We start from the raw sequence: 26,469 nt of genomic DNA, 5'->3' as shown, positions 1-26,469 counted from the left end.
AAGCACTTAGCCAAAACTTTTTATTTTGTTTTATCTTTTCATTTTTAAAGCCAAATCAAAAGATTTGGCGGACTTAGTTAAAAAGCACTAAACATTGGGTTGAGTAGTAAAACCCGTATTAATTATAGCCATTGTTACACCACGTTTTCTTTTCCGATGCTGTATTTTTCAGCCGTTTGTTTGTCAAAAAATATAGTTATGTGGTCTTGCATTCCAAAATTTGTTTTATCTCTAACCTCAAATGCTGAAATCCATATACTTTTCCCATTCTCAAAATCAATTCGAACATCCTGTGGATAATGATTCCGCTTTTTGTCATTAATCAAACTCCAATATGACCAAAAACTTTTAATTCTGCATATTTTTTTTCCAATCAATTCCGTCCATTTTTGATTTTCTGTTGCGATATATTTTTTAGCACTATTTTCAGAGCTAAATTCAGTTGAAATATTACCTTTTCTGAATTTCACATCATATTGAGTGAATTCGTTTCCCCAAATAAAATAATAAGAATTATTATCCGACAATATAATTTCAATTCCGTAATCCAATGAGTGATATTCGGTTTCATTCCATAAAGGCTCTCCGTAATCAATTTCGTAATAATTTACGTCCAAAATTGATTGCCCAATTAATTCCTTAATCGGCTTTTCGTAATTGTTAATTTCTATTTCGAGTGGTTTTTTCAAATGTGGTGTAACGGTTTTTTGTATAGAAAGTTGCTTTGTAAGTGCGCGGCGAATTTTCCGCAGGAAAATTAGACTTGGTTAAAAAGCACAGACTATTTAGTTTAGCTAAAATAAAGCAATTTTTATATACAAGTTGTTAGCAAATGCGTTTTTTTCGGTTTACAATTCCGTTTTTAGCTTTCTAATAGTTTCAAAATTCAGGGTTTGAGTAAACAATTCCGCAAAGGTTTTCAATTCCGCAAGAGTGATTTTTTGCGTTCAGTTCTGTTGATGTCAATGTTTAGAATTCCGTTTGAGTAAGAATTCCGTAAAGTTGCTCTTAACTTTTGTTTGTTATTTTTCCAATGTTATGAAAAGAAAATTATTGAATAATAAATTTAAGATTTTTAACTCAAAATTATTTCCGTCTGAGTAATTTCCAAAGTTTTTGCTAACGTTTATGTATAAGAATAGTTGCGGGTTTGTATGCGAGGAATTTCCGAAGGAAATTCAGACGTAACAAACACGCAACGACCTTTGATTAAGCACTAAACCGCAATTATTTTTATACGGTGTTAGCAATAGTTTTTATTCCGTCAGCATCGAATAATCTTCCTACTAATTCTGTTATTTCCTTTTCGAATTCTCCGTCAGATTTCCTTTGTATTAATTCGGTAGTGTCTTCAATGACTTGTTCGTTTTCTGTCAGTTTAGCAACATTGATTATAATGTCGTTTAAGTCTGTTTCCAATTCATTAATTACTTTAGGTTTAAAATGCTCCAACATTTGTTCAGTCTGATTGAAATCCTCCAAACTCAAAACTTGTTTTGATTGATTTTCCCAATTCTCTATAAATTTTCGTAAATCTTGTTTTCCACTTATTCGGTATGCTAATATTGGGTTTATTTCTGAAAGATTGCGGACACAAGATAAAAATTGGCTTTCCAAATTATCAGTTTGATTATCCGATTTCATTGTGTTTTTTAGATTTAACATAAATCCTTTTAGTAAAGTGTTTTCTTCAGCAGTCGGTTCAGCAACGTTTAATTTTTCTTTTACTTTGTCAATATAAGTCCGCAAGAATTTATCATCTTTTAGAATGTTGGTCAATTCGTTTCGGATTTCAAGAAGAAGAAAAAGGGTATGATTTACTTTTTTTCGTTCGTCATATTGAATTTTCTTTTTTTCACTTCTTTGGCTTAAAAACCAGCCAATAAGAACTCCAATAAATGGTCCTACGTATTGAAGTATTTCTAAAAGTATGTTCATTGGCGTTAAATTATTGCTAACGTTAAATATATGGCAAGTTGGGCAGAAAACAAGCGATTATTCTCGGTTTAGCCACAAGCCAAATCTTTTTATTTTGTTTTAATTTTTCTCATTTAATACCAAATCAAAAGATTTGGCGACTTTGCAAATAGACAATAACTTTTGGGTTAAACACTAATCGCTCAATTTGTTATATATAGTGTTAGCTTTTAGTGCTTACTTCTCTCTTTGTTAATAAATCTATTTTAACTCCGTTTTCCTCAATATAAAGAGCTCTTGAATGTTTATTTGCAGGATTTTCCACAATTGAAACTTCCTCAAGCTCAACTTCTGTTATATTTCTTGTGCACATTTTTCCATTATATAACTTTCCTTTTATATGGTCACAATCTCCATAATCAGATTTACAAATTGAGCAATGGCTTTCTTTAACAAAACCACCATAACTATTGAAAATCATTTTTGGAAATAGAGTTTTTTCGTAATTATGTAAACGTTGTAAGTAATTTTCTAAGTGGTCGCTTTCAAATGGATAGTTTCTAATTACTGTTCCTAAATGAACTTGACAATCGACAAGAATATCCCAAGCTTGTGACATTTCACCTTCTTTTAAACTTACAAGCATTTTTATTTCACTCTGAATTATCATTGCTAAACGCTCAAAACAATAAATTAAATTTGCTTCATTTCCATTGTTTTTTGTCGCAAATTCTTCTCTTTGAACAGAAAGTTTATCAATATAGAGCTGTAAATTTTCTATTTCCTTTTTTTGTAGCTCAACTCCAATTGTGAAAACCGCTATTTTTTGGGCTTTATCTACCACTTCGTTGTAATCACGAATGAGTTCATTGGGATTTATAAGATATGCTTTTGTCATTTTAATGATTTAATAACGTCAGCTAAATCCTTGATTCCTTCTGAATCTCCTTCGTAAGATATTTTCTTGACAGTCTTTTTTTTATGAGTTTCTACATATATGTCAAGTTTTACTTTTTTCTTTCCAAGCGTGCCTTTGAAAAAGTCCTTGCAATATTCAGAAGCAACATTAATAGCTATTGCAATGAGGTGCTGGTTTTCAGATAACATTGATAAACTTATGAAAATTGCTGGCCCATAATAGTCAGCACTTTTTCTACTACGATAGATTGAAGAGTCAGAATTTAATTCGGTTGCTCCAAGGTTATTAAGTCTAAACACTTTTTTAAAATCCGTTGTAGAATCTGAAAATATAAAATCCGATTTATTACCTACTTCAGATATGTTTTCTGGCAGAAAAGTTAGAGATTCAGGAACGTCAATTTCCAATTCACTTAATTTCTCTAACAGGTTTGATTCTTCTATTTTATAGTTCATATTTTAAATTAAGACGGATTTTTTTTGCATTAAAGCTAACTCGTTATATAGAGAAATAACTTCCTCTTTTGTATTAAATAGTTCCAGATAAAAGGAACTATTACGCTTTTTTATCGGATCTTAAAAAAGCATTTTTATAGCAATAAAATGTTTTTTTAAGAGCTACTAATATATAAAAATAATTGACGTTATTTTTCTTAAACCTTTCTAGAATTTAAAAATTGTTCTGATGCTGAAGTGTTTTTTTGGAGACTTAATAATATGGTATCTAGCGGACTTTTTATTTCTAATAAATCCTTTTTAGCAACATGTGTGTAAATCATCGTTGTTTCTGGCTTTGCATGGCCTAATAATTCCTGAATATGACGCAAGCCAATACCGTTTTCTAATAAATGCGTAGCATAACTATGCCTTAATGTATGCGGAGTAACATGTTTTTTTATTTTGGCAAGTCGGGTAGAGGTGTGCAAGAATTTCCGAATGCTACTTTCAGAATATTTTGTTCCGGTTGGGCTTTCAACAAAAAAACGTTTCGGAACATATGTGCTAATATAGTTTTGTAATAAAGGTAAAAAACTGTCGGCTAAAATTACATACCTATCTTTTCTTCCTTTTCCGTTTTGTATAAATAATTGTCTTCTTGCAACATCAATATGTCTTAACTCTAGTTTTGTTAATTCACCAATACGTAATCCGGCAGAATATAACATGGCTAAAATAGCGCGGTGTTTTAAGTTTTTAGTAACCTGTAATATGGTTACCACTTCTTGTTGAGACAAAACCGAAGGTAGTTTTCTAGAGTTTTTAGGTCTTTCTAAAGTAAGAGATTCAATATTACATGTAGGGTAATAAACAACAAACAGTTTTAAAGCACTTATAAACTGTCGTTGCGAACTTATACTGTAGTTCCTGGCAATAAAAATAGTTTCAATAAACAATTCAACATTCTTATTAGTGAGTGATTCGATAGGAGTGGGCTGACTAAAATCAATAAAATCAGCAATAAATGTAAAATACGTAAGCACCGTACTTTCACTGTAACGCTTACCTCGCAAATACTTTACATAATTCCGAATAATTTCTTTGTTCGCACTTGTAAGTTTACGTTCTTTTTTTACACCTCTGTGATATAATTTTTTAGTTACTGATTCATCTATGTTAAAATCAGCAGTAGCAGTTAATAGTTGTTGTATGTCAGAAAGTGTTTTATCAGCAAAAGGGCTAACCCATCCTTTTAAAGTTTTACTCCAAGTAAATTTTTTTAAACTCCTAATATGGTTATTTATAGCATCATCATATTTAAAAGTAAGTAATAAAACTACTTTTTTTCTATGCAATGTTTTCTTAGCGAAAATAATTTTCTTTGGTGCCAATGTCGTTTTCATATCTTGCTAAAGATACAAAATGATTGATAATATATAAACTTTAAAGGTGTTAAGTTGTTTTAAATCAAGTGTTTGTTTTGCGTGGGTGGTTTGACGAATTTTAAAACTGCATGCCAATTTTAAAATTTAAAACTCTACCAGTCATGTAATTCGGAATTCCGTATTGTTGTTTGCTGTATGCATCACGAACCCAAGTATTGGTTATCGAATTTCTGATGTCAAAAAGATTAAAAAGTTCTAAACCAGCTGTCAGTTCTTTAAAATTACGTAAAAAACCAGTAGTTCGTTTTTTATTAGCATCTGTAAATACATATGATATTCCTACATCGGCACGTTTGTAATCATTTAGCCTGTTTTGATATTGATATACATCTGAATAAGCAGGAGCGCCACCGGGAAGCCCTGTGTTATAAACAATATTTAAATAGGCTTTTAAATCGGGTATGTTAGGTACATAATCCTGAAATAAAACGCCAAATTTTAACCGCTGATCGGTAGGTCTTGCAATATATCCCTGGTTGTTGATGTTTTCTTCTGTTTTTAAATAACCAAAACTTACCCAACTATCGTTGCCTGGCACAAATTCTCCATTTAAACGAACATCTAATCCGTAAGCATACCCATTTGTTACATTATCTGCTCTATAACGAATACGAACATTGTCTACCGAATACGAATTTACATCTGATAAATCTTTATAATATAACTCTGTTGTTAGTTTAAAAGGGCGTTGCCACATGGTAAAACTATATTCATTACCAGCTACTAAATGAATTGATTTTTGGGCTTTTACCTTCGGATTAATTTGACCGTCATAACCTCTTAACTCTTTATAAAATGGAGGCTGAGAATACCATCCACCAGAAACTCGAAACAACATATCTTTGTCCCAATCTGGTTTGATAGCAAATTGCGCTCTAGGGCTAAATATAATTTGATTTTCAGCGCTTTCATTAGCAGTTTTTACACGCCAATTATGAGCACGTACACCAATATTCATCCATAGTTGATGGCTTTTCCAGTCAGTTTTTCTACTAAACTGTACATAACTTGTAATGCGATTAATAGTTACATCATTATCTGCTCTAACGTTATTAAATGGTTCAATCGGTCCTGTAAAAGGTTCATAAGGTTGATTGTTACCTGTATGGTTTGGCGGACGCACAGAAAAACCTAAAGAATCGATCACTTCCCATTCACGTATACGGTCTTTTATGTTTTCTGTTTGATATTTTACGCCTGCTTTCCATTCGTTTTTACCATCTTTTAAAGTGGCTTTAAGTTGCATATTGCTTATTAAGGCATCTAAATCGTTACGGGCATGGTTAATTTGCGATCCGATTCCTTGTGAAAAAGCGACTTCACCAAAATTTTCAGAACCAATATTGCTATCTACTTCCCCTAAATTATAAGAAGCGGCAATATCAAAATATTCTTCTTCTTGGGTATTAAAAGATGAAATGGTTCCTGTAATTTTTAAATTATCATTTACTTGATAATCGGTAGAAAAAGCACCAAAAAGTGTTTTAAATTGATCTTTTTCTTGCCCTTGATAATAAACAATAAGCTCTAACGGATTCACCAATGTACCAAAACGTGTTTTTCTTGTTAATGGTTGATAATTATAATTGTTTAGAGAGAAGTTGCTTAAAAAATTGAAAGTAACTTTATCGGTTGCTTTGTAGGTTAAAAAAGATTGTAGGTCGGTAAAAGTGGGTTTAAAATTTGCGTCTACCTGCTTACTATTTACAAATAAACTGTTATCGCGATAACGAACACCAACAATGGCACTTAACTTGTTATTTAAAAAAGTGTCTTCTATCGTAAAACTTCCGCCTAATAAACTAACATCTAGTTGCGCACTAAATTCAGTTGGTTTACGATAGGTGATGTCTAAAAAAGAAGAAAGTTTATCGCCGTATTTGGCTTGAAATCCGCCTGCGGAAAAATTAATATTTTGCACCATCTGCGGATTAATAAAACTAAGTCCTTCTTGCTGCCCTGCCCTGATTAAAAACGGACGATATACTTCTATGCCGTTTACATATACCAAGTTTTCATCAAAATTACCACCACGAACATTATATTGCGTACTTAGCTCATTATTATTGCTAACACCAGGCAGCGTCATTAAAATATTTTCTACACCTGCGTTGGCGCCTACTATTTTTTGAACTTTTTTTGTGTCGATTTTTGTAATTCCTTGTGCTTCTTTTCTTAGGTTTTTAAGACTAACTTCTTCTAGTTGTTCTGTTTTAAAAGTAAGAGAAGGAGAGAAGTTAAAGATTTTTTTCCCTCTAGAAGTAAATTTTTTTGTAACCGTTTTATAAGAAACATGACTAAAGGTAACAGTTACTGTTTTACGCATGGGTATGGTAAAATTATAGTCTCCTTTGGCATTAGTTGTGGCTCCTTCAGATAGGTATGTAATAGCTACACCTTCTATAGGAGTGTTAAATTTGTTGGTTATTGTACCTGTTACAATTGCTTTTTTTTGAGCAAATATTAATGAAGGAAATAGCAGTAAAAAAAGTAGTTTTTTCAAGGGTTTTATAATTTATTTTTTGAAGAATGTAGCAGTAATAGTCTTTATATTTCCAACATTGTCCGAAACTACAAGTTTAAAGAGATGTTTGCTGCCAACCAACTTTTTGTCGGTAAAATCGTAGGTAAGAATTCCTTTTTTATGATTGTATTCCATTAATACCCAGCTACCATCTATGGTTGCGCGGTAATTTTTTATACCCGATTCGCTGTCTTTAATTTTTACTTTTAGGGTTTTGTTTTTTGAGATCCATTGTTTATCATTAAAATTATACAGTTTAATTGTTGGGCTTTTGGTATCGTAAAGCAATGTATAGTCGCCTAAAAGTTTTGTGGTGGTATATATTTTATTTTCTTTTTTTCTTGTTGAAGCATACCTAGGGTATTTCGAGTTGGTTACATTAGCTATATATACTTGTTGCTTTTGTTTTTCATTTAAAAAAGAGCTGTCAAAAGTTAATGTATATCGCTTGTCTATTGGTTTTGTTTTATTATGAATTTTAGCAATACCATCATTAAAAGAAAAATCGATAAAACAGTCTTTATAAAAAGTGTTTTTAGGAAAGGCAACAGTTACGTTGTTAAGGGTAAATGTTTGAAAGTTTTTAGCAATGATTTTATAATTTGTAGTATCTTTTTGTTGGTATACTAAATTGCTTTCTACACCTCTAATTGGTATTTTAACAGAAGCGGTGTTATTTTTAAAATCTTTTGCAATAATTTCAATATTATAACTCGCATTTTTTTCAATAATAATTTTACCATTATTTACTAAATCTTCATATAAGTTTAATTTACTAGCACTTACTTTATGTGTTTTTTGTACTTTGCTTTTATAAGTTTTATAATGCTTATAATCAATTAATAAATTAATGTATTTACTCTCAGAAAAAGAAAAAGTTTCAACATCATGATAGTAAACTCTACTACCATTTACTTTCATCTCTAAACTGTAAATTCCGTTTTTATTCAAAGCCCCGTTTAATCTATCAAAAACGCTAATTCCGAAACCAATTACACCATTTGCAGTAATACTTTCAGTTATAAACTTATTCTCACTGACTTCTTTAAATGATAAAACCGATTTTAAGCTAGAGTTGTTAATTCTTGATTGTTCATTTAACGGATATGCCATTATTTTTTTAATACTAGGCGATGTATCATCTGCAACGGTGATTCCGAAATGCAAAGGATTTATAATATGTTCTGTCTTAGTGTCTCTAATTTCGTAATGCAAATGTGGGCCACCAGAGCCGCCAGTATCACCGGTGTAACCAATAATTTGACCTTTAATAACAGGAAATTGTTCTGGTTTCGGAAATATATTTCCCGTTTGATAACTCTTTTTTTTGTATTGAATATCTTTAACGTATTTCTGAATAGTGGGCTTAAAGTTTTTTAAGTGTGCGTATACCGTTGTATATCCGTTAGGATGTTTAATGTATATTGCTTTACCAAAGCCATATTGCGATACTTTTATGCGAGAAACATATCCGCTTGCAGCGGCAAAAATGGGCAAACCTTGTTTACCTTCAGTTTTAATGTCAATCCCCGAATGAAAATGATTACTTCTTAATTCACCAAAAGTACCCGATAAAATAATCGGTATTTTTAAAGGAGAAGCAAAGTAATTTTTAGGATATTTCTTTTGAGCATTAGCTGTGTAAAAGAACAATAAAAAAATAATAGAAAAATAAAATTTCAAGGTATAGCGGTTTTAAAACAAAAATACTAAAAATAAGCTAAAACACTTAGAAGCTTTATAATCAGGGGTGTTGTTAAAAAAACAATAAAATAGTTGTTATTTAAATTCTATATTGATAACTTTGTAAGTATAGTTTTATTCTCACAAATAAATGAGTAACCCTTTAGAAGCAATTCATTTACTGGAAGATAAGTTAAAAAACCTACTTTCGAGGTATGAGTTTTTAAAAGAAGAAAACCAGGTATTGCTTCAAAATAATGCAGAGTTACAAATTTTATTACAAGAGAAACAGCAAGAATTAAACAAAAAGCAAGAAGAATATAAATTGCTTAAAATTGCTAAAACTATAGAGGGCAGTAATGAAAACACAAGAGAAACAAAACTCAAAATAAATACATTAGTTCGGGAGATTGATAAATGCATTACTCTTTTGAATTCATAAAAAAGTTATTTACATGGCAAAGATTAAAGTTAATGTAGTAATTGCAGGAAGAACGTACCCGTTGAGTGTTGAAAACACAGATGAAGAACAAGGGATGCGTAGTGCGGCAAAAAACATTAATGATTTAATTGCTAAGTTTGAACAAAGTTATGCAGTATCAGATAAACAAGATGTATTGGCAATGTGCGCATTGCAGTTTGCATCTAAATCAGAAATAGTATCTTTAACAAATACTAAAGAAAATACTGAAGTAATAAATAAAATAAATGATTTAGCTAACTTGTTAGATAAACATTTGTAACGTTCTTTAAAATACATTATTAATATACTGCCTACATTAGTACATTGTTTGTTAAACTCAACACTATTTATTTAGAAAGGATGAGTCTTGGTTCGTAAAGCATGCCGATTTTAGATCGGACCCTTGATAAGCCAGTTAGTCCTAAACCTGTTTTATCGGAGTTTATAAAACCCATACTAATGTAGGCTTTTTTTATACAATCAAATTAAAATTATGGATGGAATATTATTTCCTGTACTAGCAGGAATTATAGGGATAGCAATAGGTTTTATAATCGCTAAAATATTAGAAAAATCGACCGCTAATAAGTTAATACAACAAACTAAAAAGCAAGCAAGAAATATTGTAAAAGAAGCTAAAGTAGAAGCTGAAGTAATAAAGAAAGATAAAATATTACAGGCGAAAGAAAAGTTTATTGAACTAAAATCTGAGCATGAAAAAGTAATTTTTTCGAGAGAAAAAAAGATGTCTGATGTAGAAAAGAGAATAAGAGATAAAGAAAGTCAGATTTCTTCAGAATTAGATAAAAGTAAAAAATTAAACAAATCTGTAGAGAAGAAAGAAGCGGATTTTGATTATAAATTAGATTTTTTAGATAAAAAAGAATCAGATTTAGAAAAACAGCACAAACGTCAGGTAGATATGTTAGAGCAAATTTCTGGCTTATCGGCAGAAGATGCAAAAACAGAATTAGTTTCGTCATTAAAAGATGAAGCAAAAGCTGATGCAATGTCGTTTATACAAAATGCTATTGAAGAAGCTAAAATGACAGCGCAACAAGATGCTCGTAAAATTGTATTGAATACCATACAAAGAGTAGGAGTAGAGCAAGCTGTAGAAAACTGTGTATCTGTTTTTAATTTAGAATCAGACGATGTTAAAGGTAGAATTATTGGTCGTGAAGGACGTAATATTCGTGCTTTAGAGGCGGCTACGGGAGTAGAAATTATTGTAGATGATACACCTGAAGCAATTATTTTATCTTGTTTTGATCCTGTTCGTAGAGAAATAGCTCGTTTATCAATGCATAAATTAGTAACAGACGGAAGAATTCACCCAGCGAGAATTGAAGAGGTTGTTAAAAAAACAGAAAAACAAATTAGTCAAGAAATTATAGAAGTTGGTAAACGTACCGTTATCGATTTAGGAATTCATGGTTTACATCCTGAATTAATAAAAATCGTTGGTCGTATGAAATATCGTTCTTCTTATGGGCAAAATTTATTACAGCACTCGCGTGAAGTAGCAAATCTTTGTGGTATTATGGCATCAGAAATGGGCTTAAATGCAAAAGCAGCTAAACGTGCTGGTTTATTACATGATATTGGTAAGGTGCCAGAAACTGAAAGTGAATTACCGCATGCTTTATTAGGAATGCAATGGGCAGAAAAGTTTGGTGAAAAACCAGATGTATGTAATGCCATTGGAGCTCACCACGACGAGATAGAAATGAAGAGTTTATTGTCACCTATCGTTCAGGTTTGTGATGCTATTTCAGGAGCAAGACCAGGTGCACGTCGTCAGGTATTAGATTCTTATATTCAGCGTTTAAAAGATTTAGAAGATATTGCTTTCGGATTTAGTGGTGTGCAAAAAGCATATGCTATTCAGGCAGGTCGTGAATTAAGAGTAATGGTAGAAAGTGCTAAGGTAAATGATACTAAAGCTGCTGAGTTATCATTTAATATATCACAAAAAATACAGAATGATATGACGTATCCAGGGCAAGTAAAAGTTACTGTGATTCGTGAAACAAGAGCTGTTAATGTTGCTAAATAATAGCAATTAATAATCTTAAAAAATCCTCATCGTAATTGATGAGGATTTTTTTTATAGAAAACTATCTAAATAATTAAAGCTTTGCATGAATCGAAATCCATTTTAGATTCTTATGATATTTGACTACCATTCTGATGTGATTCTGAATCAAGTTCAGAACGACAGCTTCAATACGTTTTTGTTTTATCTATTTCTTTTAGACTTTCCTTTTTGCTCAGGAGTTGTTCTTTTTTTATGATATTTTTTTGAGTAATTTTTATTTTTACGTCTTTTTAATAACTTACCTCTTTTTCCTGTTTTCGCATTAGGAACAGCTCTGTAATAAAAGAATTTTTTATCTTCTCTATACTTTCGGTAGTTCTTTCTGAAATCTCTTTTGTAAAAATAAGCATCATCATAATTAAATATACCACCAATGTTAATACCAATGTCTATGCCTCCGTTGTTGTAATAAGTATCATCTTCACAATAATCATTATACCTTACATTTCCATAAAAACGAGGATTGTTCCAACGATCATATTTAATTTTTAAATTTCCAACTTTTGATAATTTTCCATACCTATAATCAATATAAACACTACCAATTCTTTTTACATTTCCTCTACCATCATAATTAATATAAGTGTTACCAACACGCCTAACACGGCCCCTACGATCTCGTTCTATACGAACACCGCTATTTGTGTTAACACGTCTGCCGTTATAATCAGCATACCTTGAGTTTCTATAGTGTGTATTAAAGTCAAAATCACCGTTTAAAAATACGTGAAATTGAACATCTCTTTCAATAAAGGTAACAACGTCGTTGTAACGGTTTGTAACCCCAACTTTATTTGTTGATTTATTTATGTTTTCAGCATTAACAGTTGCTAATGACATAATTGCTAATAATAAAAGTATCCCTTTTTTCATAATTGCTAAATTTAGGGTTTTGCTTACTCTATTTGCTTTTCGGCTTCCGCATTTGATTGATAATTTTCAAAGAACGTGCCAAAAATAAAATAGGGTATTTATATTTTAAAGTAAAAGATAGTTTAGTGGTAGGTATGGTGTTGATTTTTAGTTTTTTAACCGAATGTGATGAAATACTTTATTTTAGTTATTAAAAACGCTATATTTATACACCTTACTTTTAAATCCCACAAAAAAATGATTGATGCTATTGATAAAAATTTGCGAAGAGGAATAAAACTATTAAGCGCTATTTCTGATGAGCAATACAGTAACACATCAATAGCACCCTATTATTCGAGTATAGGTGCAAATATGCGTCATGTTTTAGATGTTTTTGTTTGTCTTTTTAATGGGGTAGAGAATAAGGTTGTTGATTTTTCAGACAGAGAAAGAAATCAGCTAGCAGAGGAGCAAACTAAATTCGGAATTGAATATTTTAATGATGTTTTAAGGCAATTACATTCTTTAAAAGTTGCAGATTATGATGTTATTGTTGCGGTTACGGATGATTTAGGTACAGGGAAAATAACAGTAAATTACACTTTAGCAAGTGCATTAATGCAAGCACACAGCCATGCAATACATCATTTTGCAAGTATTGGTTTTATAGTAAATCAACTAGAAATAGCACTGCCTGATGCCGATTTTGGTTACAACCCAACAACACCAAAAAAAGTATTTGTAAACTAGAGGTGTTAAGCATAAATTGATGCTAAATCTTTATAAGTTTTAAATTACGAATGTTTAATACACCTAAGATAAAGCATAACTAATTGCTGCCTAAATTTAGGTATTTTTTATGTAAAATTATTTTCTCCAGGCTATTTCAATTAAAACTTCAGGAAAATCTACACTAGTACCATTACAATATGCTTGTATAAAGTCACCTTCATTAATATTTACATTAATTGTATTGTTGTGGTTTCCTTGTACACCAGTCATGGTTATAGATGTAATAACAGCGGTAGCATCATTTTTACGAATTTCCAAGGTCCAGTTTTGATTAATATTACTCTGAGCACTGATGGCTGTTATTGTACCGTTTCTAATCATTCTCCATCCATTATCGCTAGATAACGCTCCGTTAAATTGTCTTAAATATTCATTTGTTGTAGTAGCATTGTTTCTTCCCCAACCTACCATGGTTCTGTCTACGCTTAACCACTTGTTTCTTGTGCCGTCGAATATATATAAAATACCATTTGTATTGTCTACAAACATTTGGCCACCACTAGTTCCAGCAGGAGTAGTTGTATTGGGTTGAATTTTAAAAGGCACAGTAGTACTTTTTACGTGTAGTTGAGCATCAATAGTGCTAGCACCAGAAAAATCTCCAACACCAACTTTTCCGTTTTTATATATTTCAGTATCGTTTTTATCAGCCGTTAAATCATCATCTTTTCCAAGCCATGTATTTTCATACTTAGAGCCTACTTTTTTTTCTACAACACCAGTAGCTGTAGTTGTTAAAATATCATTGTTTGCAGTAGTTGTAACAATATCTCGTATGCGTAGTTTACCATTAATATCTAAACGTTCTGTAGGGGCATTTGTGTTTACACCTACATTTCCACCTATTTCAAGAAAAAGTCTGTAATCGGCAACATTGCTTTCTACAAAGTTTAAACCACTAGCTAAAAGATTCCAATGCCATCTTGGTGTACCTGTATTATCCTGAAAGGCTAGTATATCACTTCCGTTAGCACGTATTACAAGTGGATGATTATTAAAAACAGGAGCTTGATTTATTCTTAATTGGCCACGATCATTAGTAATTCTCATGCGTTCTAAATTATTGGTTCTAAAAACCAAATCTTGTGCATCTGTAGTGCCTAAAAAATTAGTAGTAGGGTTGGTAGTAGCGTTTCCGGTTAAGGCCCATTTACCGTTGTCTAAAATAGGTCTCCACACGCCATTATCTCTTATTTTAATAACATTAGGTGTAACAGTTGTATCAAACCAAACATCTGCTTCTAAAGGGGTTGTAGGTTCTGCTCCAGAGGTAACATTGTTGTTATTAACAAACTGTATGGTACCTTTATTATCTATAACTCTAATTTCTTGTGAAGAAACTAAAAAAGGAGATATTAAGGCAAGGGAACTAATAAATAGTTTTAGTAATGTATAATATGGTTGCATATAGGGGAAGGTTAATGTAAAAAATACCATAAACAAGTGGGGTAATATGGTAAATATTTTTAGTTTTATTGTTTTAAATATAGAATTCTAATTACTGTAATTTTTTATTACAGATTGCTAATATAATATTTTTTTGTAAAGGAAAATATTCAATGTTTAGTATAAGAATGAATTTTAGCACTATGTTTAATTAAGTTTATTATATCGGTGAATTTTTTTACAGCATTATTTTTTTAATAGCATGTATTTTTACATATTTCTATTTTTAAGAGAATTTCACCACTATTTTGAATTAAATTTAACGTGGTTTTTTTTATTTTTTTTGTAAAAAATCGTAAAGTAATTGGATTTTTAAGGAATTAATTATGTCTTATAGTTTGCATACGAAGGGTGTTTTGCTATATTATTTGGTTATTGAAAAATCAGAGCAAAAGTTCTAAAAAGACTGTTAGTTATCTTTATTGAATCTATATGGTGTGTAAGAAATTATAGATTTGATGTAAAAAAGAAGAGGGTAATAAAGAGTTTAGTTAATTAGCACATTTATTTAGGAATGTACAGCAATTTAGAGAGATATGCTAATGGAATGGTGAAGTAAATAATTACCTATGTATGTAAACCCAACCTTTTTGTTGTTTTGATAAAGTAGCATCGCCAAATTTTAATAAATAAAAGTAAGTACCAACAGGTAAATCGCTGTTTGTTTTAATGGTTGCTCTACCCATAGATCTACCATTCCAATCGTTTTGATAATTAGTAGCTTTATACACTAATATACCCCATCGGTTATATACTTCAAGATGGCTTTTATCATATTGTTCTAAACCTTCAAATACTAAGGTTTCGTTTGTGGTATCTCCGTTAGGAGTAAATATAATGTTTACACTGTCTAGGTTACCATCAGAAAAGTTGGAACCTATTGTAATTACATCGTAATTATCGGGTATAAAATTATTAGAGGTTACCTGGCCTTTAATTACACTACCTGATACAGCGGTGCGACCAAGATCTACCCATTTATTTATTACACTGCTCCAACCTACAACACGTAGGTTTTCTATTTTGTCGGTCATACCAGGTATATAGCTAAAAACATCCCAGGTTAATGTTACGGTAGTTTCAGTAGCTCCGTCGAGATCCCAAAATTCATTTGTGTTTATATTTTCAATGAATATTTGCCTTTGATCTGTTAAAAATGAAGTGCTAAATGTCATTGGTGAGTTAGGGTCTTCATAAAAATAAGCTCCCTTAAATGTGGTACTCTGATTTTGTTCTGGTAAAATCATAGGCCTTATGCGATTATCGTCTCCAATAGGAAATGAAAATTCGTTTAAGCCTTCAACTTGTGAATAGCCATCAACATACCTGTCGTCGTCTTCACCAGCATAAAAATTGTGATTTATAAAATTTAAAGAAACAGATAAATCGTTTTTATCAGTTAAAATTTTACCGTTTATAAAACTTAATTCATTGGTAACTCCCATTGATATTTGAAGTTCTAAATCATTATAGGTATCTATATCAACATCGTAAAAAACAGGCATGTTACTACCTGTAACAACTCGGGTAATATTATCACTGTAAAAACCAGCCAATCCTCTGTTGTTATTAAAAGTTCCGTTGTTTATTAAATCGGTATGAAAGCCTATTTTAGCATTGTCATGTAATTGTATAGTACCATAGTTTTGAAATGCAGCCTGTGCTGAGCATAGTAAACTTAGGCTTATTAAAAATAAGGTTATGATATGTTTTTTGTGTTTTATCATTTAACAACTAAAACTATATTAAATAAAGCAGATGTTGAAAGAGCTGGGTTAGAAGAGGTTATTGTCATGTTTCCATCGCTATCTATAGTAACTGAACCTATAAGCCCGGCACTGTTATCATAATAGGTTACATAATAATAAAATTCATCTCTATTGTATGAATGAATACTAGCAGGTGCGCCAGCACCAACAACTTGTGGAGTGTTAAATTGATTAAGGTATTGAATATAAAGATCTACTAGAGTTGTAGTCCCTAACTCAACATTTATTTCAATAGGAGGTAAGTAAATAGCTTTATCAGCTTTAGTAGGTGTTATCTGAACCCATGTGCCATCGTTGTATATAAAAACATCTTTATGGTTGCCTGAAGCAAGTGAAAATATAAAAACATCAGCTTCTAAAGGCGTATAGCCTACTGGAAATGTAAACGTAGCAGGTGTTCTTTCGGTTACATTTGTAGATTCTGTAACTGTATTACTGCCTCCACTAGTATTATCAATCCAATCAACACCAGTGGCTGTAGATGATAGTATTTGGCCAGCTGTTCCTGCATTGTTATTAATATCTAGTAAAGTACCATCTAATTCTAAATTTTCTCTAATCGTAACTTTTGTTACATTAGCTGTTTCATCGATGTTTATAGCTTCAATTCCGCCTGCACTAAAACTTAGTTCATCTGTAGCAGGCCTGTACATACCTGTATTAGTGTCATTATTAAAACGATAAGCAGGTTCTCCTGCATTACCATCTGAGTTTAACATTCCTGCAGACCTAATTGCACCAGTAACCTGAAGTTTATTTGTTGGTGTATTTGTTCCAATCCCAAATCGATTATTAGAATTGTTAAAAAAAAGTTGAGAATTGTTTTCTGTAGGTGTGCCATCGGTATTTGCAAAAAAAACAGATCCCGTAGTACCTGTATGGTTGCTATTACTAGTTAATGTTCTCCATTCAGTATTGTTACCATCCCAAATTTCTATAGAAGTAGGGTTAGGGTATACATCAAAATATATATCTCCAGTTACAACATCAGCATTTGCTGGTTTTGTTCCAGTAAACACACGTGTGTTTTTTATATTATTTATGGTTCCTTTATTGTCAATAACCTTAACCTCTTGGGCGAAAGATGTATTAACTAAACTTAATAATAAGATAAGGAGTGAGTATATATATTTTTTAGTTTGAGACATTTATACCATGTATATGTAAAAAAATTATAGGTTCATTGATAGAAGTTATAACAAAAAGTTGGTTGATTTTTCAACCAACTTTTCTTTAACTTTAATATAATTTATAATGAAAATTAATTATTTATAATATTGAACTTCTATAATATCACCTGCATATACAGCCCAAGCACCACCTACACTACCACTAGGGTCAAGTGTAACAGTACTAGCAGCTATTGTGTAATCTACACCTGCAATTAATTTAGCACCATTTCTATAAACCCATACTTTACTGTATTCAGGTAAAGGGATTTGAGCCCCAGCCATTGTTGGTGTGGCAGTTACTGCAGAAACATCATATGTAAGTTGATTATTAGCAGCAGTAAAATAAGTTTGACCACTGGTAATAAGATCGGTAACCAATAATTTTTTCATTTCTCCTGTAGCTTCGTCTCTCACAACTAAGGTATATCCAGTTGCATCATATGCCGTAGCAGCGGCATCAGCTGATGCATCAGCAGTACCAGTAATAGCAAATGTCTGACCATTAGTATCAATAATAGTACTTTCAGTTAAAGTACCTCCAAGTTGCCAAGTGGTAACAATACCTCCATCGGGTGCGTTATCTGTAAACATTGTAATACCGTTATTTGAAGTAAGAAACTTTTTTGTTCCTTTGTTATCAATAACTCTAACATGCCCTCCTTGAGCATCAGCTGCAGCTTCAGCTCCTTTTCCAAGAGAAGTAGTTGCACCTCCTGCAGTTTGTGCGTTTACTGCACCATAGCTCATAAAAGCGATTGCAGCGATTGCGATTTTAAATTTGTTTGTAATTTTGGTCATAATTAATTATTTTAAAGTTAATAATTGGTTTTAGTTAATAAAATTGTACGATTCTTATTTGATCCCCTAAGTAACAAGTTGCTTCAGGTTCAAGTTGTATGGTATTTATGTTTACGATAGTGAAATCTATCCGAACACCATTTCTGTATACATTAATTTTTTTAGCATCTTCAATACTTAAAGGCGGGCTAAACTGTACTTGTCCATCAAAGGCAGTAATTTCAGCTACTTCTTCATTAAATAATCTTGAAGAGGGTACTTTTCTTAAGGTACCATTTGTTCGGTTAACTGTAATTACGTCATCTGTAGTTAAGTCTCCATCTTCTAGACCTGTAATAGCAAGTGTGTTTGTTATATCGGTTTGAATAGTGGTTGGTTTTATTAATATACCACCCAATTGTATAGTGTTACTACTATCTATAAGTAATCCGTTATTTGCTGTTGGTATAATGTTTGAATTCACCCAATTTACACCATCGAAGGCATAAATATATCCAGTAGTATTATCTACATACACATCACCTGCTAAAGGATTTGCAGCGGTTGATGTATTTGGCGGCCCTGAGCCTCGCCTTGGGTTGTTGTCTATCGAAATCCAATTTGAACCGTCCCAGATACTAGTTAAATTGTTCTCTGAGTCGTTAATCCAAAAATCACCTATGTTATTATCTGTTGGTGCGGTGGTGTTTGTGGTAACTTTTATATTAGAGTTGCATAGGTTTTGCCAAAGTAGTCCATCAAATAAAAACACACAGTTTGCGTTTACATTAAACACTAATGCACCTCTAAGTGGAGACATCGCATTCATTTGTGCCTCTGACATACGAGTTATAACTAATGCTTGATTGGTGCTTTCTAATTCTAGAATAGAATTGGAGTGAATTAATGACGGATTATCACCTACCTTTATTTGGCCGTAAATAGTGCTGTTAATTAAAATAATAAAGAGTAAAAATAGTTTTGTCTTCATATAATTACTTGGGTGATTAGCTACACAATAATAACGAAAATTTTATTAAATAAAAATTTTATTTTGATAAATAAAAAATTCAAGCTGTTGTTATTTAGTGTTTTGGTCATTTTATCTAGGGGTGTAGGTGTTTTTTAGTTTCGAGATATATTTTTTTAATTCTAACATTTCATTAGCAAAAACTTTCGAACTTTTATAAGGAGTTCTAAACTCTTTATTGTTCGTGGTAGCTATTTCGTATATGCTTTTCCAGTGAGTTCTTATACATTTAAGAGCTTTGAAATAAGTATAGTTTTCAGCGTCATATATATGTGTAGGTTCTGCTAGAATACCGTTTATCTCAATAATTTTAAAATCACTACCATTTTCTAAAGCTGAAAAAGAATTGTATTTTAAATCGACTCTACCATAATACCATCCAGGAATTGCTATACTTAGTTTGTCGAAAGTTTTTATTAAACTTTCATTGATTAAGTGATTTCCATTTAAAAACTGTGTTCCTTTAGAGTGATTTCCGATTGCAGTTAGCCTTATGAGTTCTTTTTTTTGAGGGATTTTAGCTAGTTTTTCTTGATGAATTTCGGTAAATAATTCAATATATAACTTGGCTCTATCATCATTTAAAATTAGTTCTTTTAAAGAAGATTTTCCATCTCCTACGACAGATAGAAAACGCTTTAAAGTTAAAGAGCTAATGTGGCCTTTATTGTTTTGTGGATTACGATGGTAAAACACACCACATTCATTTTCAAAATCAAGAAATTCCTGAATAATGATATTGATTTTATATTTATTTAAGTATTCTTTTAAGTCAGTTTTAGAATATATTTTCTTCACCAATAAACCTCTAAAGCCAATGTCCGGTTTCGCTATTAAAGGAAACGTGATTTGTAGCTGTTGCATCTTAGCTAAAACACTATTAAAATCGTTATTAGGTGTTACTAATATCGATTTAGGTCTGTACTTTTCAGGAATTAGCATGGTAGTTTCGTACTTGCTTTCGGTGCCGTTTCCAGAGCTTTTTATGGCCGGATTTACAGCACTAAAAAAGGCAAGGTGTTTGGCTTTAAAAGCTAAATAAAAAGCATATGGTAAATTAGGAACATAAAACATAGCTGTTGGCCAGTGTTCCCATTTTGTAAGTTTCTGTATAGTAGAATTTTTTCTCAAGTTATTTTTGAAATAAATAATCTAAAAAAGCCTTTATTGTTTTAAAGCCGAAGTATACAGTAAATAAAATTAAAAAAGTACCTAAAGTTAATAATACATAAGCAATATAAGTTTCAGGTGCTTTTGTGTAAATTCTAAAAGCTTTAAAACCGAAACTTAATACAATAGGAGATAAGATTAATAGCCCTAATAGAAAAACAAATTTTCTTACAACGGTGTCAAATGTTTTTGTCTTATTCATTCGGATAGTTTTTAATTACAGTACGCACGTTTCCGTATTTTTTTAATAATTGACTAGCAGTTTTTTGGTCGATATTTAATTCGGATATTAACATTTTTTCACCCCTATCTACCAATTTTTTGTTTGATAATTGCATGTCAACCATTTTATTACCTTTTACTTTACCTAGTTGAATCATGGTGGCGGTAGATAACATGTTTAATACTAGTTTTTGAGCAGTACCAGCTTTCATACGTGAGCTTCCGGTTACAAATTCCGGACCAACGACAACTTCTATCGGAAATTTTGCTGTTAAAGCTACCGGACTGCCTTCGTTACAAGTAATACAGCCTGTAATGATGTTGTTTTCATTACATTTTTCTAAAGCAGCAATTACATAGGGAGTAGTACCTGAGGCAGCAATACCAATAACTACATCTTTATTTGATATGTTATGTTCTTGTAAATCTATCCAACCTTGGGTTGTTGAATCTTCGGCATTTTCTACGGCTTTTCTTATGGCGATATCTCCACCAGCAATAAGTCCGATAACCAATTCATGAGGAACCCCAAAAGTAGGAGGGCACTCACTAGCATCTAAAATACCTAATCGACCACTTGTACCAGCGCCAATATAAAATAATTTACCTCCTTCTTTTAATTTTGAAACTATTTGAATTGTTAGTTTTTCTATTTGAGGCAATGCTTTTTCTACAGCTAAAGGAACTGTTTTGTCTTCGATGTTAATGTTTGATAATAATTCAGAAATACTCATTTTTTCTAAATGATTATATTTTGAAGATTGCTCGGTTGTTTTTGTGAATTTCATATTTCAAATTTAGCAATAATAAAACAAAAAAAAGAAACAGCATGTGTTTCAAATTGTTATTAGTAGTGTTTTTATAGCACAAAAAAAGCAGGTGATTTATCACCTGCTTTTATAATATATAATTTAAAAAATTAAATACTTTGTAAAATAGTATTTAAAGTAACACTCGGTTTCATAATTGCATCAGCTAAATTATCTGTTGGTTCATAATAACCACCAATTAAAGCTTGCTTTCCTTGTACAGCGTTTAACTCATTAACAATAACAGTTTCGTTTGCTGCCATTTTATCTGCAATAGGAGCAAACTGCGCTTTTAAATCAGCATCTTTAGTTTGAGAAGCTAACGCTTGTGCCCAATACATTGCTAAGTAAAAATGAGAACCTCTATTATCTAATTCTCCAGTTCTTCTAGAAGGCCCTTTTCTGTTGTCTAACAATTTATCAGTAGCGTCATCTAAAGTTTCAGCTAATACTTTTGCTTTACTATTGCTATTCGTTTCACCTAAATGCTCTAAAGAAACGGCTAAAGCTAAAAATTCACCTAAAGAATCCCAACGTAAGTGGTTTTCGTTAACTAATTGCTCAACGTGTTTCGGAGCAGAACCTCCAGCACCAGTTTCAAATAAGCCACCACCATTCATTAATGGAACGATTGATAACATTTTTGCAGAGGTACCTAATTCTAAAATAGGAAATAAATCAGTTAAATAATCACGTAATACATTTCCGGTTACGGAAATAGTTTCTTCACCTTGTTTAACTCTTTCTAAAGTAAAAGTAGTTGCTTCAGGAATAGACATAATAAAAATATCTAAACCGTTAGTGTCGTGATCTGCCAAGTATTTTTCTACTTTTTTGATGATTTCAGCATCGTGAGCTCTGTTTTCATCTAACCAAAAAACAGCAGGTGCTTTAGTAGCTCTAGCTCTAGTAACAGCTAATTTAACCCAGTCTTGAATTGGTGCATCTTTTGTTTGACACATTCTCCAGATATCACCTTGTTCCACTTCGTGAGAAATTAAGGTTTTTCCGTTTGCATCAATTACATTAACTGTTCCGTTTGATGCGATTTCGAAAGTTTTATCATGTGATCCATATTCTTCAGCTTTTTGAGCCATTAAACCAACATTAGGAACTGTTCCCATTGTGGTAGGATCGAACGCACCGTTTTCTTTACAGAAATCTATAGTAGCTTGGTATAATGAGGCGTAAGAACTATCAGGAATTACTGCTTTTGTGTCTTGTTGTTTTCCTGCTTTGTTCCACATTTGTCCCGATGTGCGAATCATTGCTGGCATAGATGCATCAATAATAACATCCGAAGGTACGTGTAAGTTGGTAATTCCTTTATCAGAATTTACCATTGCAACATCAGGATTGTTTGCATAAATAGCTTCAATATCTGCTAAAATCGTTGCTTTTTTATCTGCTGATAACGCTTCTAGGTTACTTAGTAAGTTACCGAATCCGTTATTTACATCAACTCCAATTTCTTCGAAAGTAGCGTTGTGTTTAGCAAATAAGTCTTTAAAGAAAACACGAACTGCATGTCCAAAAATGATAGGGTCAGAAACCTTCATCATGGTTGCTTTCATATGTAATGAAAATAACAATCCTTTTTCTTTCGTATCTGCAATTTGCTCTGCTAAAAAGGCTAATAAAGCTTTTTTATTCATTACAGATCCGTCTATAACTTCACCATCTAATAAAGAAACTTTTTCTTTTAAAGTAGTTTTTGTTCCGTTAGCATCAGTATGTACAATTTTTACATCAGTAGCATTTTTTAGAGTAACTGATTTTTCAGTGTGTGCAAAATCTCCGCTAGTCATTGTTGCAACATGCGTTTCTGAGCTAGGGCTCCAAGCTCCCATTGAATGCGGATTCTTTTTTGCGTAGTTTTTTACTGCTTTTGGTGCTCTACGATCTGAGTTTCCTTCACGTAAAACAGGATTTACTGCAGATCCTTTAATTTTATTATAACGTACTAAAATTGCTTTTTCTTCTTCAGAGTTAGCTTCTTCAGGGAAATCTGGCAAAGCATATCCTAAAGCTTGTAATTCTTTGATAGCTGCTTTTAATTGAGGTACAGAAGCAGAAATATTAGGTAATTTAATAATGTTTGCTTCTGGTCTTTTAGCTAAATCACCTAAAAAGGTTAAAGCATCCTCTACTTGTTGCTCTTTCGTAAGGAAATCTGAGAAATTAGCAAGAATACGTCCTGCAAGAGAAATATCTTTTGTTTCTATTTCTATATTAGATGATTTTGTAAAAGCTTTTACAATCGGTAAAAACGAACGTGTAGCTAATGCTGGAGCTTCATCCGTTTTAGTGTACATGATTTTAGCAGTTTTGCTCATATATTAGTTGTTTTAAGGTGGTATTATTAAAAATACACACAGTAATCATTAATTTTATTTTTGAAGTATTGCAAATTTAAGAATTACAGATGAGTTTTTACATGGTAAAACGTTATTAATTAGGGTGTTTTATTATGGATTTGATAAAAAAAAGGAAGATTTAGTAGGTTGTTTTTCTTAAAAGTAAAAGCCATATTAAACAATTTCTTGTAATAACATGGCTTTCTTTAAAATAGTAGTTGTATTGATATGTATTGCTGTGCTTACCAAATAGAACAATGTTCTATGCTTCTCTTTATGAAAAGACTACTTTCCTATTTTAAATCGAAACATATCTTTAAAATTATGTTTCATTATTTTTAATTTTTTATGCTGTCATCAATAATGTCTAATAAATCGTTGTAATTTATAAAAACAACTTATATTATATTCAATTAGATAATCAAACTAAAAATGTTTAAAAATAATATATAAAGAACATTTCTTTAACGAGTTTATAGTAGCGATTATTAAGCTATGAACTAATACTAGCTATTAATATAAACTCTATTGTAAAAATACATACTTATATCTTACTATAATAATTTTTAATAATTTAGATATCAACACTATATGAACTGAAGTTGTTAACAATTGTGAATAAAAAAAGCGTTGTGAAAATCACAACGCTTTTTTATAAATCGAATTAAGAAGTAAATCTTAACCTCTTCTTTCTTTAATTCTTGCTTTCTTACCAGTAAGACCTCTAAAGTAAAAGATACGTGCTCTACGTACAATACCTTTTTTGTTTACTTCTATTTTTTGAATAGCAGGTAAGTTTACAGGGAAGATACGTTCAACTCCTACAGTACCAGACATCTTTCTGATTGTAAAAGTTTCAGAAGCACCAACACCTCTTTTTTGGATTACTACTCCTCTAAAGAACTGCGTACGTACTTTTTCACCTTCTCTAATTTCGTAATACACTGTAAGTGTGTCTCCAGCCGAAAATTCTGGTAATTCATTTCTTGTTACAAACTCGTCTTGAACAAATTTAACTAAATCCATTGTAATGATATTTATATGATTTTATAAAACAACATTCACGATATCTTCGTCAGAGGTTAATTTATGGCTGCAAAATTAATTAAAATATTATAAAATACGAACTTTTGTTTCATAATATTTTTCACTTTATAAAACAGCTTTACAATTAATTATTTTTGGAACTAAACAGATAGATGTTTTTCTTTTTATTACTAGCTATTAAATTGTAATTAAGGTTGCTGACTATGTTTGTTTTTTTTAAATTCTTTTTTGATATTATTAGATAAAACGGGATCTCACTTTTTGAAATAGTCTCTAATTCTTTTACTTTTATAGATTTAACCTTTCCTTTAGAATAAAACTGACTAGAGTAGCTTTTTGTTTTGTAATGATAAATCTGAATATCTTTTTTGCAAGAATCCTGAATGAAATATTTATCAGAATTTGCATATGTTTCCATATTATTATTTATCAAACCAAAACTATAAACCAAAATAGTTGCAATAGGTACGATTAAACTAATTGTTATTATTGCTGTTTTTTGTTTGATGTCTTTCCAAAAATGAACAGCTAAAAGTGCAATCGGAATTAATATAGGTAATATGTATGGGTGAATTAAACTTTTAGAAACGGTGAAGAACAGTGGTGTCCAGATAAGCCAAGCACTTAAAAATAATACCCATTTGTTAGAAAATAATTCTGTGCGGTTTTTCCATAGTTTGCCAATGATTACTTGAACCCAAGGTAAGGCAAACAATAAAAGGAAAATCCAAATCATTCCTAAAGGTTGTTGTTTCGGAAAACCATATTTATCACCAGACCAACTACTATCAAAAAATCGACTAAAGTGCTCACCAACGATAAAATAATCGATAAACCCAGGTGTTTTTTGTTCTGCTAAATAATACCAGGGAATTGCAATTAGTGCCATTATTAGTATTCCTAAGAGATAAGGAAATGTTTTAAATACTTTTTTAAATGATTTTGAAATTAGCGTCCACATAAAAATAGGAGGCAAGGTTAAAATAAAAATAATAGGTCCTTTGGCTAATAATCCTAATCCGAAACCAACAAAAATTAAATATTTCCAAATAGGTTTTTCTGGATGATGTATGGCTTCCCAAAAAGAAAGCATTACTAAGGCTACACAAAAAGCTAAAGAAGTATCAGTAGAAACTACGCCGGCATGAATTAAAAATTCAGGAATAGTAAGTGCTATAAATCCTGGTAAAAAAAACGAAAGATTTTCTCTTTTGGCATATTTACCAATTAAGAATATTAGTAAAATACTTAATAATAAGTATGGCAACCTTACAGTAAACTCAGAAACTCCGAAAATATCAAAACTTAAAGCAGATAACCAAGTAGAAAGTGGTGGTTTTGCCCAAAACGGAACTCCGTAATCTATTTGCGGTGTTATGTAGTCGTTTGTTTCTGCCATTATTCTGGCAATCTCTGCATAACGAGCTTCTGTTTTATCCATTAATGGAACTACAGCGTTTAAAAAACCTCTCCATAGTATTAAGAGAAGTACAGTGATGGCAAAAAAGTTTTTCTTATTGATTAGGTTACGCAT

General features: G+C 31.3%; 23 protein-coding genes and 1 other RNA gene. 5 read left to right on the top strand and 19 right to left on the bottom strand.

All coding sequences use genetic code 11. The features are described from left to right. Window positions 1-134 precede the first annotated feature (134 nt). From ACQ629_RS03640 to ACQ629_RS03610, 7 genes are all read right to left on the bottom strand, one after another. Window positions 135-689: a hypothetical protein gene (locus ACQ629_RS03640; protein ID WP_483706588.1), complete on the bottom strand. Its 555-nt coding sequence runs from the start codon at window positions 687-689 to the stop codon at window positions 135-137. Between the two features lie 544 nt (window positions 690-1,233). After that, window positions 1,234-1,938, bottom strand: a complete 705-nt coding sequence (locus ACQ629_RS03635) for a hypothetical protein (RefSeq protein ID WP_483706587.1) — start codon at window positions 1,936-1,938, stop codon at window positions 1,234-1,236. Window positions 1,939-2,140: 202 nt separating this feature from the next. Next, window positions 2,141-2,815 carry a hypothetical protein gene (locus tag ACQ629_RS03630; RefSeq protein WP_483706586.1) on the bottom strand — a complete coding sequence of 225 codons (675 nt, stop codon included), beginning with the start codon at window positions 2,813-2,815 and terminating at the stop codon, window positions 2,141-2,143. Further along, window positions 2,812-3,291: a hypothetical protein gene (locus ACQ629_RS03625; protein ID WP_483706585.1), complete on the bottom strand. Its 480-nt coding sequence runs from the start codon at window positions 3,289-3,291 to the stop codon at window positions 2,812-2,814. The genes ACQ629_RS03630 and ACQ629_RS03625 overlap by 4 nt, the downstream gene beginning before the upstream one ends. A gap of 197 nt (window positions 3,292-3,488) precedes the next feature. Beyond that, window positions 3,489-4,676 carry a tyrosine-type recombinase/integrase gene (locus ACQ629_RS03620; protein ID WP_483706584.1) on the bottom strand — a complete coding sequence of 396 codons (1,188 nt, stop codon included), beginning with the start codon at window positions 4,674-4,676 and terminating at the stop codon, window positions 3,489-3,491. 100 nt (window positions 4,677-4,776) lie between these two features. Then, window positions 4,777-7,221: a TonB-dependent receptor gene (locus tag ACQ629_RS03615; RefSeq protein ID WP_483706583.1), complete on the bottom strand. Its 2,445-nt coding sequence runs from the start codon at window positions 7,219-7,221 to the stop codon at window positions 4,777-4,779. 12 nt (window positions 7,222-7,233) lie between these two features. Continuing rightward, entirely contained in the window at window positions 7,234-8,925 is a 1,692-nt protein-coding gene (locus ACQ629_RS03610; protein WP_483706582.1) for a M23 family metallopeptidase, read from the bottom strand. 151 nt (window positions 8,926-9,076) lie between these two features. On the opposite strand from ACQ629_RS03610, the gene ACQ629_RS03605 reads away from it, so the two are divergent. From ACQ629_RS03605 to rny, 4 genes are all read left to right on the top strand, one after another. Continuing rightward, window positions 9,077-9,367 carry a hypothetical protein gene (locus ACQ629_RS03605; RefSeq protein ID WP_483706581.1) on the top strand — a complete coding sequence of 97 codons (291 nt, stop codon included), beginning with the start codon at window positions 9,077-9,079 and terminating at the stop codon, window positions 9,365-9,367. 13 nt (window positions 9,368-9,380) lie between these two features. Next, on the top strand, window positions 9,381-9,668 hold the full coding sequence (locus ACQ629_RS03600) for a cell division protein ZapA (RefSeq protein ID WP_218773341.1): 288 nt from the start codon (window positions 9,381-9,383) through the stop codon (window positions 9,666-9,668). A gap of 55 nt (window positions 9,669-9,723) precedes the next feature. Continuing rightward, window positions 9,724-9,832: non-coding RNA, 6S RNA (gene ssrS / locus ACQ629_RS03595), on the top strand. A gap of 49 nt (window positions 9,833-9,881) precedes the next feature. Then, a complete protein-coding gene (gene rny, locus ACQ629_RS03590) occupies window positions 9,882-11,447 on the top strand; it encodes a ribonuclease Y (RefSeq protein ID WP_483706580.1) in 1,566 nt (521 codons plus the stop codon). Window positions 11,448-11,630: 183 nt separating this feature from the next. On the opposite strand, the gene ACQ629_RS03585 is transcribed toward rny, so the two are convergent. After that, on the bottom strand, window positions 11,631-12,362 hold the full coding sequence (locus ACQ629_RS03585) for a hypothetical protein (protein ID WP_483706579.1): 732 nt from the start codon (window positions 12,360-12,362) through the stop codon (window positions 11,631-11,633). Window positions 12,363-12,530: 168 nt separating this feature from the next. On the opposite strand from ACQ629_RS03585, the gene ACQ629_RS03580 reads away from it, so the two are divergent. Further along, window positions 12,531-13,094 carry a DinB family protein gene (locus ACQ629_RS03580; RefSeq protein WP_483706578.1) on the top strand — a complete coding sequence of 188 codons (564 nt, stop codon included), beginning with the start codon at window positions 12,531-12,533 and terminating at the stop codon, window positions 13,092-13,094. Between the two features lie 117 nt (window positions 13,095-13,211). On the opposite strand, the gene ACQ629_RS03575 is transcribed toward ACQ629_RS03580, so the two are convergent. From ACQ629_RS03575 to ACQ629_RS03525, 11 genes are all read right to left on the bottom strand, one after another. Then, window positions 13,212-14,543: a hypothetical protein gene (locus tag ACQ629_RS03575; RefSeq protein ID WP_483706577.1), complete on the bottom strand. Its 1,332-nt coding sequence runs from the start codon at window positions 14,541-14,543 to the stop codon at window positions 13,212-13,214. A gap of 602 nt (window positions 14,544-15,145) precedes the next feature. Then, window positions 15,146-16,309 (bottom strand): T9SS type B sorting domain-containing protein, encoded by a 1,164-nt coding sequence (locus tag ACQ629_RS03570; protein WP_483706576.1) that lies wholly within the window; start codon window positions 16,307-16,309, stop codon window positions 15,146-15,148. Continuing rightward, window positions 16,306-17,499, bottom strand: coding sequence for a hypothetical protein (locus ACQ629_RS03565; protein WP_483706575.1), 1,194 nt, complete (start codon window positions 17,497-17,499; stop codon window positions 16,306-16,308). Before ACQ629_RS03565 ends, ACQ629_RS03570 begins: the two co-directional genes overlap by 4 nt. Window positions 17,500-17,616: 117 nt before the next feature. Beyond that, window positions 17,617-18,321 carry a hypothetical protein gene (locus ACQ629_RS03560; RefSeq protein ID WP_483706574.1) on the bottom strand — a complete coding sequence of 235 codons (705 nt, stop codon included), beginning with the start codon at window positions 18,319-18,321 and terminating at the stop codon, window positions 17,617-17,619. Window positions 18,322-18,355: 34 nt separating this feature from the next. Then, entirely contained in the window at window positions 18,356-19,291 is a 936-nt protein-coding gene (locus tag ACQ629_RS03555; RefSeq protein ID WP_483706573.1) for a hypothetical protein, read from the bottom strand. A gap of 111 nt (window positions 19,292-19,402) precedes the next feature. Next, window positions 19,403-20,461 carry a D-alanine--D-alanine ligase gene (locus tag ACQ629_RS03550; RefSeq protein ID WP_483706572.1) on the bottom strand — a complete coding sequence of 353 codons (1,059 nt, stop codon included), beginning with the start codon at window positions 20,459-20,461 and terminating at the stop codon, window positions 19,403-19,405. 1 nt (window position 20,462) lies between these two features. Continuing rightward, window positions 20,463-20,702, bottom strand: coding sequence for a DUF6095 family protein (locus ACQ629_RS03545; protein ID WP_483706571.1), 240 nt, complete (start codon window positions 20,700-20,702; stop codon window positions 20,463-20,465). Further along, on the bottom strand, window positions 20,695-21,510 hold the full coding sequence (gene murQ / locus ACQ629_RS03540; protein ID WP_483706570.1) for an N-acetylmuramic acid 6-phosphate etherase: 816 nt from the start codon (window positions 21,508-21,510) through the stop codon (window positions 20,695-20,697). The genes ACQ629_RS03545 and murQ overlap by 8 nt, the downstream gene beginning before the upstream one ends. Before the next feature lie 131 nt (window positions 21,511-21,641). Next, window positions 21,642-23,867, bottom strand: coding sequence for an NADP-dependent isocitrate dehydrogenase (locus tag ACQ629_RS03535; protein ID WP_483706569.1), 2,226 nt, complete (start codon window positions 23,865-23,867; stop codon window positions 21,642-21,644). Window positions 23,868-24,566: 699 nt separating this feature from the next. After that, a complete protein-coding gene (gene rplS, locus ACQ629_RS03530) occupies window positions 24,567-24,914 on the bottom strand; it encodes a 50S ribosomal protein L19 (RefSeq protein WP_483706568.1) in 348 nt (115 codons plus the stop codon). A 145-nt stretch (window positions 24,915-25,059) separates the two neighbouring features. Continuing rightward, a complete protein-coding gene (locus ACQ629_RS03525; protein ID WP_483706567.1) occupies window positions 25,060-26,469 on the bottom strand; it encodes an ArnT family glycosyltransferase in 1,410 nt (469 codons plus the stop codon).

Source organism: Tenacibaculum sp. SM2510 (genome assembly GCF_057002845.1).
Note: the sequence above shows the minus strand (reverse complement) of the source record. Positions and strands in the feature narration are given on the sequence as shown.